The following is a 12961-nucleotide window of genomic DNA, read 5'->3' on the forward strand; positions in this document are numbered from 1 at the left end:
AAGCGAGCCAGACATCGGAGGTATCGGCTCGTTCTTACCGAAGGCGCGTGCGGAGCCGCAAGAGATGAGCGAGTGGTGTCTGATATAGGTCAGAGGTCCGAGCAATCAGACAGGCAGATGATCAGAGTGAGCGGCGGCTGGACTCTCGGATGATCAGTTCGGGGCGGAACTGGACGTGGCGGTGCTCGTGCTCGCCGGGCGACATCGTCTCCTCGATCACCAGCGACGCGGCGGTGCGGCCGATCAGTTCGCGTGGCTGGCGCACCGACGTCAGCGGCACGGCGGCCGCGGCGGCGAAGTCGATGTCGTCGTAGCCGACCACGGCCATGTCCGCGGGGACTCGAACGCCCTCGCGCACGAGGACCTGGAGGAGGCCCAACGCGACCAGGTCGTTGGCGCAGAACACCGCGTCCGGCCGGACGTCCCGGTCCAGCAACGCCCGTGCCACCCGTTGCCCGGTGGCGACGTTCAACGCAGGCACCCGGATCTCCTCGACCTCCCGACCGGCCGTCTGCGCGGCGTCCTGCGCGCCCCGCCACCGCTCCCGGGCCTGGTGCAGGCTCTCCGGCCCGTTGATCATCACGATCCGCCGGTAGCCCTCGGTGATCAGGTGGCTCAGTGCGAGCCGCCCGCCCGCGCGGTCGTCCACGGCGACCGAGCACAGGTCGGGGTTGTCGGTCGGGTGGTCGAGCAGCACGACCGACAGGCCACGTGAGCGCAGCCGGCGGACCGGGGCGTCGGTGTCCACCGGCGTGATCAGCACGCCGTGCACCCGCTGCTCGGCCAGCAGTTCGACGTGCCGGGCCTCGCGCTGGGCGGAGTCGTCGCTGTTGCACAGGATCACCGCGTGGCCCGCGTCGCTGGCGGTGTCCTCCACGCCGCGCGCGACGTCGGTGAAGAACGGGTTGCCCACGTCGAGCACGACCAGGCCGATGGCGCGGGGCGTGCCCGACCGGAGTTGGCGGGCGGCGTCGTTGCGCACGAAACCCAACTCGCTGATCGCGCCCAGGACCCGCTCCCGGGTCGCGGGCGCGACGAGGTCGGGCCGGTTCAGGACGTTCGACACCGTGCCGACCGACACCCGCGCCCGCGTCGCCACGTCCCGGATGCTCACCGGTGCGCCCACCGCGCCCACTCCTTCTCCCGTTCGGGCAAAGCGGGGAGTGTACCCATCGGCATCGCTCCCACATGCGCCTTTGCCGGATCGGGTGCACAGCCGTGCAATTCGGTCGTGTTCTCGCGCGCGGCGCGGTGGTGGCGTCGGTCGGGGCGTCGCGCGCCTCGCGTCGACCTGATTGCATCTCGGGCATGGGCGATGTGGCGGTGGTGACCGGGGCGGCGCGCGGGTTCGGGCTCGGGATCGCGCGGCGGTTGGCCGAGCGCGGGTACGCCGTGGTGGCGGCCGACGTCGATCCGGTGGTCGGGGAGGTCGCGTCGCGGTTCGGGGCGACCGGAGTGGTGGCGGACGTGCGGGATCCCGCCGCGCATCGGGCGGTGGCCGAGGTGGCTCGGCACCAAGGCCGGGTCGCGGTGTGGGTCAACAACGCCGGGGTGCTGGCCACCGGGCCGGTGTGGGAGCAGGACGACGACGTGGTCCGGCGGCTCGTCGAGGTCAACGTGCTGGGCGTGGTGCACGGGTCACGAATGGCCGTCGGGGTCATGCGCGCGAGCGGCGGGCGCATCCTGAACATCGCCTCGATGTCGGCGTACGGGCCGGTGCCGGGGCTCGCGGTGTACGCGGCGACCAAGGCCGCGGTGCTGAACTTCTCCACCAGTCTCCAGGGCGACCTGGACGTCGCCGGCGTCCCCGTCCGCGTGCACGTGCTGTGCCCGGACGCCGCCGACACCGCGATGGTCGACGGGGTCCGGCACGACGCCGACTCGGCGATCCTGTTCTCCGGCGGCGGGTTGCTGCCGCCCGACGAGGTGGCCGACCGGGCGGTGGCGATGCTGGACGGGCGGCGGCTGGTGCGGGCGATCCCGGCGCACCGGGCGGGCATGGCGCGGCTCGGGGCGTTGGCGCCGTCCCTGGGCCTGAAAGTGTTGCGGCTGCTGCGTCGCCAGGGTGAGCGGCGGCGCTGAAAATGCGGTGGCACGCCCTCGTGCCACCGCATTCCCGGGGTTTCGGCTCAGGAGGTCAGCAGGGAGACGCCGTAGTAGTTCGCGGCGTCCACCACCGGCTGGTAGTAGGAATAGGAGCCGGTCGCGCCGGAACCCTGGTTCCAGCCGCAGTCGTGGCCGTCGGCCGGGCCGCCGGAGGTCATGCCCTGGGCGGTGTTGCCGGCGATGTACGCGCCGCCGCTGTCGCCGCCCTCGGTGCACACCGTGGAGCGGGCCAGGCCGCGGGTCGAGGTGCTCTCACCCGAGTAGCGGACGGTGTAGTTGTAGCCGGAGATCGTGCCGCAGGTCCACCCGGTCGTGTTGCCCGCCTTGCACAGCGAGGTGCCCACCGGGGCCTTGGACATGCCGCGCACGGCGACCGTGGTGCCCTTGCGGGTGTCGACGTACGCGCGCTGGGTGTCCTCGGCGTCCACCGACATCAGACCCATGTCGTAGGACGGGAACCGGGTGGCGATGCCCTTGCCGATGTGGTTGCCGTTGGCGTCGTAGATGTCGGGGTTGCCCTCGACGCAGTGACCGGCGGTGAGCAGGACCTTCTGGCCGTTGCGGGTGCCGTTGAAGCCCAGCGAGCAGTTCGTGCCGGGCACCAGGTCCATGATCCGGCCGGGGACGACGTCGGCCTGCGGGGTCAGGCGCGCCGCGCCCCGCTCGACGGCCACGCCGTCGATCTTCGACAGCTTCGCGACCAGCGCGGACGTGGCGTCCGGCTCGACGGTCACGACGACCCGGTCGGCCACCAGGTCCGGCCCGAAGGCCTGCACCTGGGCGATGTCCGAACCGATGGCCTGCTCGACGCGGGCGGTGAGGGCGTCCAGCGCCTTCTCGCCGCGCACACCGGTGCGCGGGGTCAGGCCCGCCTTCGTGACGGCGGCGGCGTCGGTGGTGTTGACCACCAGCTTGCCGTTCCGGTCGAAGTAGGCGCCGTCCACGGACACGCCGCGGTCGCGCAGGTCGACCAGGGTGGCGGCCTGGGCCTGCTCCCGGTCCAGTCGCTCGGCGGCCTGGGCGGGCGAGGTGCCCAGTTCGGCGGCCAGGGCGGAGAGCATCGCCGGGTCGTAGTCCGGCGCGGCGGATGCGGTGGGGGTCAGCAGGGCGGCCCCGACCGCGACGCCCACGAGGGCGCCGAGGGTGCGGATCTTCATTTTGTCAGCTTTCATCGCAGGGTTCGACAAAACTGGCACCGGTAATGCGCGGAAATCACCACGGAATGACGTGAAGACATTCCGCCGGCGATCGGGCCGGCGCTTTCACCGGACCGGCGCAACGTTAACCCGGCCAAACCGCCGGCAGACACCTACGAAAGTAGGCGGATGACTCCCGACCGTGATCGTCCCCTCGCCCTCCGGCGGGCGCCGGCCCCGGCGGCGCGGTGGGCGGCGGGGCGACCGGGTCCGAGCGATTTGCATGAACTCGGGGTTTCTGCTCGCAAGGAGGCGTGCGCGAGTTCACATGAGGAAAAACGTTCCGCCTGGTCGCGCGAATAGTCGCCGCCACCGCGGCGGCGGTGTTGCCGGCAGCACTGGTGCTCGTGGGGGGCGCCGGCGTTGGGGCAGCGGGTCGACCAGGGCTGGAACGCGGATGATCCGGGTAAGGGTCGGACAAGACGATCCTGGGCGCGTCCTGGGTGACCATCAGCGGGTGCGGCCTGACGTTGAGCGGGTCGAGGAACGCCATCGTGCGGAACCTGGCGTTCACCGGGTGGAACGATGACGCGATCAACGTCGAGTCGGGGATCTCGTTGCCGCGCAAGGCTTGTTCGACGACGTCGGCGCGGGCGGCGTCGGCGCGGGCGCGGGCGGCGTCGGCGAGGTGGGCGAGGTGGGCGAGCACCGGGCGCGGCCTCCGGCCCCGGTTCCATTATCCCACGACCTACCGACAATTCCGGCCGCTGAACCACTCCCCCACGTCGGCGGAGCCGGGCCATCCACGCCGGCCGGGCCACGGGGTCGTTCGGCGTCGGGCGGGTTGGGGGTCAGGTCACTGTGAACGGGCGGGTGGCGCCGGTGAACGGGGTGATGGCGCCGGTCCAGCCGCTCTTCCAGTCGCCGTGGTGGACCAGGCGGTAGGTGCCGGGCGGCGCGCCGGTGGGGATCGTCCACGTCACCGTCGCCTCGGAGTTCGCGATGCCTTGCCGCTGCCAGCGGTACCGGGTGGACCAGTCGCCGTCGTCGGCCACGCGGGTCCAGGTGCCGTCGACCAGGCGTTGCACCTCCAGGTACGTGCCGTTGCGACGCAGGTTGTTCTTCGGGTGGCCGGTGACGAACACCGCCGTGGCGGTTTGGCCGCGGGTGTAGGACGCCTCGGGTTCGGTCAGGACCTGGCCGAAGGTGTGCCACGGGGCCTTGTCGTCGAAGACCACGCCGGTCTGGAGGTTGAGGTCGGTGAACGGGGGCTTGCCGGGGGTCGGGCCGGGTGGCAGAGCGGTTCCGGTGCGGAGGGACGCCGCCAACTTGCCGAACTCCTGCTGGTACGCGGGCGTGGTGTTGCGGCCGAACAGGGTCGAGCCGCCCTCGTACTGCTGGAGGTCGTACTCCTCGGGCGTGGTGACGTACTGGCTGTAGTCGTTGGCGTAGCCCTGGATCAGGACGTGCTCCAGCGGGACGCCCAGTTCGGCGGCGACCGAGCGGCGGATGCGCAGGCCGGCCACGATAGTCACCTCGCCGGGAACGGCCACCAAGTGCAGTTGCCCGATTTTGACGATCTGCAACGGCAGGACGTCCGGTGTCGCCTGCACCAGACCGGTCGGCACCAACGACGCCTTGGGGTACTGGCAGTCCTTGAGCCACTGCGGGACCTCGATGTTCAGCGGCTCCAGCAAGGTCTTGATCGGGCTCTGCATGCCCTCGGTGAAGCCGGGGATCGCCGGGCCGTCCTCGATGCTGCCCGCGAAGGTGGACGCGCCGACGACACCGGAGCACGTCCGGCCCGCGCGGCCGTCGGTGGTGTAGCGGCCCTCGACGGTCACCGCGCCCATGTCCACGAAGCGCATCCGGTAGTCGACGCTGCCGGTCACCGGGGTCTGCGGGCCGCGGTAAACCCGTTGTGCGGCACGGTTTTGGCGTTCGCCGATGATGCGCGTGTTCTCCACCTCGTCCTCGGTCGGACCGGAACCGGGGCGCAGGTTGAGGTTGGGCGACATGTCGCCGGCGTTGGTGTTGGGGAACGCGGCGACGAAGCCGGGCCGGTCGTCGAGGTAGCGCACGCCGGCGTCGTCGTGCTCCCACTGGTAGGACGCGTAGCCCTTGTTGTCGGGGCTGATCAGCGTGTTCGCGTTGGTCATGGACGTGTTGTGGGTGGCGAACCACGAGATCGCGCCGACGTCCGTGGTGCCCTGGCGCAGCCGCAGCACGGTCATGGCCGGGTCGATGGCGTTCGGGAAGTGGCCCTTGTCGGGGTTGCGCTCGAACGCGACCCGGGAGCGGTTGACGCTGGCGTCGGTCAGCTCGCCTCGGCCCAGGGACAGCGAGCCGGGCTTGAGGTCCTCGTGCGCCTCGACCACGGACTCCACGATGCCGTCGGTGATGGCGGTCAGGGTCTGGGGCTGCATGCCGAGGATGGACAGGTTGTAGGCGAGGTTGTGCGAGTAGCCGCCGGGGCCGGCGTGCGTGTGGGTGGCCGACAGCAGGAGGTTCTCGCGGGTGTAGAGGGTGCCGTAGCGGGCCTGGAGCTTGGCCAGCACGTCCTCCTGGACGGCGCGGAAGATCATGGCGAGGTCGGCGTTGACGTACGCGACGCGTTTGTCGGACGACCGGTCGACCACCACGTAGGCGCGGGACCGTTGGCGCTGGTGGATGCCGGTGGTCTTCTGGTCGAACTTGGAGTAGCCCATCATGCCGTTCTCGGCGGCGGGGCCGGTGACGTCGGAGATGCCGCGGCCGACCAGGTAAGGCTCGGGCGCGGCCTGCGCGGCGGGCAGGCCGGAGAGCACCAGCACGCCCGCCAGGCCGGCGAGCACGGACGTGACGGTCGACCTCATGCGCCGCTCCTCGGTACGCGAATCCGATTCACCTTTACTCGACGGTAGGTGATCGGGGCCACAGGCGGCAAGGCCTTCTCCGTCAGCCGACCGATCTATCGGGCGCGGCGAGGGCGGACCGTGGTGCGCACTTTCGAGGGAGGTCCGCCCATGGTCACCACGGTCACGACCCGGACCCACGCGCTGGCCGTTGTGACGGTGGCTGCCGGGACCAGTGCGCATGTGGTCGCGGCGGTGGTGGGCGAGGTCGCGGACGGGTTCGGGGTGTCGCTCGGGGTGGCTGGGCAGGTGATCACGGCGTTCGCGTTGGCGTATGGGTCGGGACGCCGGTGTTGGCGGTGGTGACTGCCGGGGTTGAGCGGCGGGTGTTGTTGGTGGTGGCGCTGGTGGTGATGGCGCTGGGGGCGCTCCTCGTCGCCCTCCGCGCCACGGGGCGCTGACCACCCGGGGCCGGCGACGTGCCTACCCACGCCGCCGGCCCCGCCTCGCACCCGCCCCACCCCGAGCCGAACCGCTGTGCACCCGGCCGTTTCGGGTTACGTTCGGGGTATGGGCCAGTCGCCTGCCGTCGAGTTGGAGGTCGGGGATCGTGTTGTGCGGATCTCCAACCCCGATCGCGTCTACTTCCCCACCCGCGGCGAGACCAAGCTCGACCTGGCCAACTACTACCTCTCCGTCGGCGACGGGATCGTGCGCGCCCTCCGCGAGCGGCCGTGCATGTTGCATCGGTTTCCGTCCGGCGTGAGTGGTGAGAAGGTGCACCAGAAGCGCCTGCCCTCCGGTGCGCCGCCCTGGGTGCAGACCGTGCGGGTGCACTTCCCCCGCTACAACCGGCACGCCGACGAGCTGTGCGTCACCGACGTGGCCGACGTGGTCTGGGCGGTGCAGATGTCGACCGTGGAGTTCCACCCGTGGAACTCGCGGCGCGCCGACACCGAGAAGCCCGACGAGTGGCGCATCGACCTCGACCCCATGCCGGACTGCCCGTTCTCCCGCGTCCAACGCGTCGCGCACGTCGCCCGCGAAGTGCTCGACGAACTGGGCGCGGTCGGGTGGCCGAAGACCTCCGGGGGCCGCGGGTTGCACATCTACGTGCGGATCAAGCCGGAGTGGGGGTTCACCGAGGTGCGGCGGGCGGCGCTGGCATTCGCGCGGGAGGTCGAGCGGCGAGCCCCCGACGACGTCACCACGACGTGGTGGCGACGCGACCGGGACCCGAAGGACCTGTTCATCGACTACAACCAGAACGCGCGCGACCACACGATCGCCGCCGCGTACTCGGTGCGCGGCAACCCGGAGGCGACGGTGTCCGCGCCGGTCCGGTGGGACGAGATCGACGACGTCGACCCGCGCGACTTCACCATCGCCACCGTCCCCGCCCGTTTCGCCGAACTGGGCGACCTGCACGCGGGCATCGACGACACCGCCTTCTCCCTGGAACCGCTGCTGAAGTGGGCCGACCGGGACGGCGAGGAGCCACCGGACGAGACGTGAGTCACGCTCGGGCTACTCCGGATGCGCACCGAATCCCCTCATTGGCCCGCACCCCCGGCCCAGGCCGCCGGAGGAGACTGCGGGCATGAGCGATTCAGCCATCGCGCCCGGCCTGTTCACCCCCGACCTCCTGGCCGACCCCCACCCGGTGCTGCACCAGCTCCGCGCCCACAGTCCCGTCATCTGGGTGGAACCCCTCCAGGGCTACCTGCTGACCCGCCACGCCGACATCGTCGCCGCCCTCAAGGACCGCAGGCTGGTCCCCGCCAACATGGGACAGGGCCTGGACCGGCTGAGCCGGGAAGAACGCGACGAACTCGCCCCCGTCCTGCAGTCCGTCCGGCTGTGGATGGGCCACACGAACGAGACCGACCACCTGCGCTTCCAGCAGCTGCTCAAGCGCTACTTCACCCCGTCCACGGTCAACAAGCTGCGCCCCCGCGTCCGGGAGCTGGCGGAGGAACTGGTGGCCGCGGTGAAGGACCAGGGCGGCATGGACGTCGTCCGCGACCTCGCCTACCCGTTGCCCGCCAACGTGATCGCCGAAATGCTCGGCATGCCGACCGACGAGCGCGAGAAGCTCCAGGCGTGGTCCAAGGACATCCTGGCCCTGTTCGCACCCGCCGACATGGACGCGCTTCGCCGCTGCCGGCAGAGCGTGCTGGAGATGCAGGACTACGTGCGCGGCCTGGTCGCGGCCCGGCGGGCGGACCCCCGGGACGACCTGCTCAGCATGTTCGTCGCGGCCGAGGCCGAGGGCGTGGTGAACGAGGACGAGATCGTCGCCAACTGCGTCCTGCTGCTGTTCGCGGGCCACGAGACCACCGCGAACCTCATCGCCAACGGCCTGGTGCTGCTGTTCGAGAACCCGGACCAGTTCGCGCTGCTCAAGGAGAAGCCCGAGCTGATGGCGAACGCGGTCGAGGAGATGCTGCGCTGCGACGGACCGGCGAGCGTGATCATCCGGGTCACCGCGGAGCCGGTCGAGGTGGCCGGGCAGGCGTTGCCGGCGGGCAAGAACGTGTACCTGGCGATGCTGGCCGGCAACCGCGACCCGGAGGTGTTCGAGGATCCGGACAAGTTCGACATCACCCGCACGCCCAACCGGCACACCGCGTTCGGGCTGGGCGCGTTCTACTGCCTCGGTGCGGCGCTGGCGCGGATGGAGGCGGACGTGTGCTTCACCGTGTTGCAGGAGCAGGTGCCGGGGCTGCGCCCGGACTACGAGCGGGTGGACTGGGTGCCGACCCAGGTCGCGTCCCGCCGACTCGGCTCGCTGAAGGTCGCTTTCTGAGTCCTACCCCACGTCGTCGGGTCCGGCGGGGACGAGCGGTTCGCGGACCTGGGGTCGACGGTGTTGACGCCGGCTGCGGGACGACGCGCGGCGGCAGTCCGCGGTCCGGGTGCCCGAGCACGTCGGCAGCAATTGAGTGGACCGGCGGGTGCGGACGTGGCTAGCGTGCGCCGACGTCCGACCACCCCGGGGAGCTTCGACTTTGGACCTGCACCGCAGTTTCACCATCCGCGAGAGCAGCCACCGCATCCACAACCCGTTCGACGACGTCAAGCTCGCCACCCTCGGCGCGGCGTTGCGACTTCCCGCCGGCGCCTCGGTGCTGGACCTGGCGTGCGGCAGCGGCGAGATGCTGTGCACGTGGGCGCGTGACCACGGGGTGACCGGGGTCGGCGTGGACATCAGCACCGTGTTCCTGGCTTCCGCGCGGGAGCGGGCCTTCGAGTTGGGGGTCGCGGAGCGGGTGTCGTTCGTGCACGGCGACGCCGCCGGGTACGTCTCGGACGAGCCGGTCGACGTGGCCGCGTGCGTGGGTGCGGCGTGGATCGGTGACGGTGTGCCCGGCACGGTGGAGTTGTTGCGCCGCAGCCTGCGGCCCGGCGGGCTGGTGCTGCTGGGCCACCCGTACTGGCGGCGGCTGCCCGTGGACGAGGAGACCGCGCGGGCGTGCCACGTGTCCTCCCCCGACGAGCTGCTGCCGCTGCCCGAGCTGGTCGAGCAGTTCGGGGACCTGGGCTGCGACGTCGTGGAGATGGTGCTGGCCGACCAGGACGGCTGGGACCGCTACGTCGCCGCGCAGTGGCTCAACACCCGGCAGTGGCTCGAACGCCAACCCGGACGACGAGCTGGCGCCGGCGATGCGCGCCGAGCTGCGCACGGCGGCCGTTCGGCACGTCCGGTACCAGCGGGAGTACCTGGGCTGGGGTGTGTTCGCCCTGATGGACCGCTAGCTTGCCCACGGCTTGCCGGTTCGGCAAGCTGGGCGGTGTGGACGACTTCGACGACGTGCTCAAGGCGGTCGGGCCCCGGTTGCGGGCGATCCGCAAGCAGCGCGAGGTGACGCTGGCCGACCTGTCCGCCGAGACCGGGATCTCGGAGAGCACGCTGTCCCGGCTGGAGAGCGGGCAGCGGCGGGCGAACCTGGAGCTGCTGCTGCCGCTGGCCCGCGCGCACGGCGTGCCGCTGGACGAACTGGTCGGCGCGCCCGCGACCGGCGACCCCCGGGTGCACCTCAAGCCGGTGCGGCGCGGTGGGCGGACGATCATCCCGCTGACCCGGCGGGCGGGCGGGTTGCAGGCGTTCAAGATGATCATCCCGGGGGCGCGGGCCCACGTCGAGCCGGAGTTGCGGGTGCACGAGGGCTACGAGTGGATGTACGTGCTGGACGGCAAGCTCCGGCTCTACCTGGGTGAGCAGAACCTCGTGCTCAAGCCGGGCGAGGCGGCCGAGTTCGACACGCACGTGCCGCACTTCTTCGACTCGGCCGACGCCAACCCGGTGGAGTTGCTGACGTTGTTCGGCCAGCAGGGCGAGCGTGCACACCTGCGCGCCCGCTCGCGCTGAGGCGCTTCTAGCGGAGGCGGCGGACGCGGACGACGTTGTCGGTGCGGGTGCCGGGTTCGCCGTCGGGGCTGTTGTGCTCGCGTTCGACCACCTCGTCGGTCTCGACCACCCAGTCCTCGTCCAGGTCGAGCGCGTCGAGGACGTCGGCGGTGGTCGGGAAGCGGTAGTCCTGGTGCGGGTGGTCGTGCTGCCACGACGGCCACCCGAAGTGCCCGCCGACCACCAGCACCCCGCCCGGCGCGACGGCGTCCTTGGCGCGCTTGAGCACGGCGGCGCGTTCGCCCTCCCGTTCGACGGGCGAGTGCAGGAACTGGGCGGACACCAGGTCGAACTCGCCCTCGGGGAAGGTCTCGGCGAGGTCGTGGCGCTCCCAGGTGATCTCGACCCCGGCCTGCTCGGCGCGGGCGGCGGCTCTGGCCAGGGCGGTGGCGGAGATGTCGACGCCGGTGACCCGCCAGCCGCGCTCGGCGAGCCAGATGGCGTCCCCGCCCTCGGCGCACCCGAGGTCCAGCGCGGTGCCGGGTTCGAGGTCGCGGACCTCGCGCTCCAGCAACGGGTTCACCTTGCCGCTCCACACCTGGTCGCGGTCGTTGTAGAAGGTTTCCCAGAACTCTTCGGCGGTCGTCATGACCGCACTGTGCACCGGGGTCGCGGCGGAGTGCCACACTTCTTGCCGTTCCGGCAAAGCGGTCACGGGCGCGGGGTGCGCACGGCGAGCTTCGCGACGTCCTTCAGCAGCTCCGGGGTGGGTTGGCCCTTCACCGGTTCCGACTCGGCGACGACGACGGTGGTGTCGAGTTGCTGCGAGTCGTAGTGGTGGGCGGTGAAGGTGATCGGGTCCATTTGGAGCAGGGACGGGTTCAGCGGGGTGATGTCGCCGGTGCCGTGGATGTCCTCCACGCGCTTCCACTCGGCCGCGATCTCCGGCCGCTCGAACTGCACCCACGCGACCGACACCGCGATCAACGTGCCCTGGTCGTCGCGGACGGTCATCAGCAGGCGGGTCAGCGAGACGCACGGGGTGGCCGTCAGCAGGTCGCGGACCTGGCCGAACGAGTGGGACACGCACTCGGTGTCGTCCTGGGTGACCCGGTCGACCACCTCCAGCCCCAACGCCTGCCACGGCTCGTCGTCGGGCGCGGACAGGCCACCGGCACCGGCCGCCACCACGCCCGCCAGCGCCGCCGCGGCCACCACGCCACCGGATCCCACGTCCGCTCACCCTCTCTCCCGCGCGGAAGAACGGTAACCCACGAGTTGCCCGCCCCGACCCGCGCACAAACCGGCGCAGTCACAAACCGGCGCAGTCACAAACCGACCAGCCGCACGACGTCCGCGGCGCAGCCCCAGGACAGGGTGACGCCCGACCCGCCGTGGCCGTAGCACGAGACGACCGCCTTGCCGCCCCGCTCGACCCGGTCCACCCGCACGACGGGCCGCACCGGCCGCAACCCCACCGCGCGCGACACCACCGGCGCGTCCCGCAGCTCCGGGACCAGGGCACGGACCCGGTCGAGGATCCCGCGTTCGACCTCGGGAGACGGGGTGAGGTCGGTCGCGCCCTCGTCCGCGGTGCCGCCGCACACCACGTGGTCGCCGCGCGGGATCAGGTACGCCATGCCGGCGGGGTTGTCGTCGTCCACCAGCCAACGGGTCAGGCCGGGGTTGGCCACCCGGACCACCTGACCGCGCACGGGAACCAGCGTGTCGTCGTCGAGCAGGGAGCCCGAGCGCAGACCGGCCGCCACGACCACGGTGTCCTGCCGCAGCGAGTCAAGACGGTGGATCTCCTGCCGGCGGAACGACACCCCGGCCGCCGCGCACCGCTCGGCCAGCCACGGCAGGTAGGTGGGCATCGAGGCGACGGGCAAAGTGCACACGACACCGGAGTGCACGCCGTCGGGCAGGTGGTCGGCCGGGCGGTGGTCGGGGACGGCGGCGGTCCAGGACAGGTCGGGGTCGGGCGTCCGGTGAAGGACCACGCCGGAACGCCAGGTCACGCCGGTCGCCGGGTCGCGCGCGAGTTCCGCGAAGTGCCGCAGGGAGACCTGTCCCCAGCGCAACACGGCGTCGGCGGGCGCGGCCCGGTACGGGAACCACAGGCCGCCCGCCACCGCCGACACGGTGTCCTCGGGCGGGGACGCCGTCACCACCTCGACCCGGTGGCCCTCCGCCGCGAGCCGCAGCGCGCAGGTCAGGCCGATCACCCCGCCCCCGACGACCGCGATGTCACCCATGCCCGCCGTCCTACCAGAGGTTCCGCCGTTCGTCGGGTTGTGGCGCGTTCGAACCGCCTGCTTCCATGAAATTTGACGACAGATCACTTCTGGCGGCGCAAACCGGCGGCACACCCGCGCCGGGGGCCAGTGAGCGGAAAACCCGGCGGTTGGCGTTGCGCTGCCCAGGACTCCCCTGTGCGCGGCCGGCTCGTGCGGCCCTGTCACCGCCCCGCCGACGGACCCTCGCCAGGACACGACTCCGGCGGGACGCCCCTGCGGACGCGGCCGGCCGGG

The 12961-nt window shown here is 71.6% G+C and carries 12 protein-coding genes; 6 read left to right on the forward strand and 6 right to left on the reverse strand.

Going from position 1 to position 12961, the window contains the following annotated elements; genetic code table 11:
* Positions 1–121 precede the first annotated feature (121 nt).
* Positions 122–1126: a LacI family DNA-binding transcriptional regulator gene (locus RIN75_RS07575; protein ID WP_309111074.1), complete on the reverse strand. Its 1005-nt coding sequence runs from the start codon at positions 1124–1126 to the stop codon at positions 122–124.
* Positions 1127–1308: 182 nt separating this feature from the next.
* Here RIN75_RS07575 and RIN75_RS07580 point away from each other — a divergent pair, with 182 nt between their 5' ends.
* Complete coding sequence (locus RIN75_RS07580; protein ID WP_309111075.1) at positions 1309–2082, forward strand: SDR family oxidoreductase; 774 nt, start codon at positions 1309–1311, stop codon at positions 2080–2082.
* Between the two features lie 47 nt (positions 2083–2129).
* Here RIN75_RS07580 and RIN75_RS07585 read toward each other — a convergent pair whose 3' ends face one another.
* Both RIN75_RS07585 and RIN75_RS07590 read right to left on the reverse strand, forming a co-directional pair.
* Positions 2130–3263 carry a trypsin-like serine protease gene (locus tag RIN75_RS07585; RefSeq protein ID WP_309111076.1) on the reverse strand — a complete coding sequence of 378 codons (1134 nt, stop codon included), beginning with the start codon at positions 3261–3263 and terminating at the stop codon, positions 2130–2132.
* An 830-nt stretch (positions 3264–4093) separates the two neighbouring features.
* Entirely contained in the window at positions 4094–6097 is a 2004-nt protein-coding gene (locus RIN75_RS07590) for a neutral/alkaline ceramidase (protein ID WP_309111077.1), read from the reverse strand.
* A 150-nt stretch (positions 6098–6247) separates the two neighbouring features.
* Between RIN75_RS07590 and RIN75_RS07595 the strand changes: the two genes are divergently transcribed.
* From RIN75_RS07595 to RIN75_RS07615, 5 genes are all read left to right on the forward strand, one after another.
* Entirely contained in the window at positions 6248–6442 is a 195-nt protein-coding gene (locus tag RIN75_RS07595) for a hypothetical protein (RefSeq protein ID WP_309111078.1), read from the forward strand.
* Between the two features lie 204 nt (positions 6443–6646).
* Positions 6647–7591, forward strand: coding sequence for a non-homologous end-joining DNA ligase (gene ligD, locus RIN75_RS07600; RefSeq protein ID WP_309111079.1), 945 nt, complete (start codon positions 6647–6649; stop codon positions 7589–7591).
* 85 nt (positions 7592–7676) lie between these two features.
* Positions 7677–8885: a cytochrome P450 gene (locus tag RIN75_RS07605; protein WP_309111080.1), complete on the forward strand. Its 1209-nt coding sequence runs from the start codon at positions 7677–7679 to the stop codon at positions 8883–8885.
* Positions 8886–9087: 202 nt separating this feature from the next.
* Positions 9088–9945 carry a methyltransferase domain-containing protein gene (locus tag RIN75_RS07610; protein WP_309111081.1) on the forward strand — a complete coding sequence of 286 codons (858 nt, stop codon included), beginning with the start codon at positions 9088–9090 and terminating at the stop codon, positions 9943–9945.
* Positions 9873–10448 (forward strand): XRE family transcriptional regulator, encoded by a 576-nt coding sequence (locus RIN75_RS07615; protein WP_309111082.1) that lies wholly within the window; start codon positions 9873–9875, stop codon positions 10446–10448. The genes RIN75_RS07610 and RIN75_RS07615 overlap by 73 nt, the downstream gene beginning before the upstream one ends.
* A 7-nt stretch (positions 10449–10455) precedes the next feature.
* Here RIN75_RS07615 and RIN75_RS07620 read toward each other — a convergent pair whose 3' ends face one another.
* The 3 genes from RIN75_RS07620 to RIN75_RS07630 all read right to left on the reverse strand — a co-directional run bounded on the left by RIN75_RS07620 (position 10456) and on the right by RIN75_RS07630 (position 12685).
* Entirely contained in the window at positions 10456–11076 is a 621-nt protein-coding gene (locus RIN75_RS07620) for a class I SAM-dependent methyltransferase (RefSeq protein WP_309111083.1), read from the reverse strand.
* Between the two features lie 62 nt (positions 11077–11138).
* The gene (locus RIN75_RS07625) at positions 11139–11660 is read right to left on the reverse strand and encodes a hypothetical protein (protein ID WP_309111084.1); all 522 of its coding nucleotides are present in this window, start codon (positions 11658–11660) and stop codon (positions 11139–11141) included.
* A gap of 95 nt (positions 11661–11755) precedes the next feature.
* Complete coding sequence (locus RIN75_RS07630; protein ID WP_309111085.1) at positions 11756–12685, reverse strand: FAD-dependent oxidoreductase; 930 nt, start codon at positions 12683–12685, stop codon at positions 11756–11758.
* Positions 12686–12961: the final 276 nt, after the last annotated feature.

It is taken from the genome of Saccharothrix sp. (genome assembly GCF_031180885.1).
Lineage (GTDB): Bacteria > Actinomycetota > Actinomycetes > Mycobacteriales > Pseudonocardiaceae > Actinosynnema.

Coding starts and splice junctions, on each gene's coding strand:
- RIN75_RS07580 (WP_309111075.1), top strand. CDS start 1,309: ATGGGCGATGTGGCGGTGGTGACCGGGGCGGCGCGCGGGTTCGGGCTC.
- RIN75_RS07585 (WP_309111076.1), bottom strand. CDS start 3,263: ATGAAGATCCGCACCCTCGGCGCCCTCGTGGGCGTCGCGGTCGGGGCC.
- RIN75_RS07590 (WP_309111077.1), bottom strand. CDS start 6,097: ATGAGGTCGACCGTCACGTCCGTGCTCGCCGGCCTGGCGGGCGTGCTG.
- RIN75_RS07595 (WP_309111078.1), top strand. CDS start 6,248: ATGGTCACCACGGTCACGACCCGGACCCACGCGCTGGCCGTTGTGACG.
- ligD (WP_309111079.1), top strand. CDS start 6,647: ATGGGCCAGTCGCCTGCCGTCGAGTTGGAGGTCGGGGATCGTGTTGTG.
- RIN75_RS07605 (WP_309111080.1), top strand. CDS start 7,677: ATGAGCGATTCAGCCATCGCGCCCGGCCTGTTCACCCCCGACCTCCTG.
- RIN75_RS07620 (WP_309111083.1), bottom strand. CDS start 11,076: ATGACGACCGCCGAAGAGTTCTGGGAAACCTTCTACAACGACCGCGAC.
- RIN75_RS07630 (WP_309111085.1), bottom strand. CDS start 12,685: ATGGGTGACATCGCGGTCGTCGGGGGCGGGGTGATCGGCCTGACCTGC.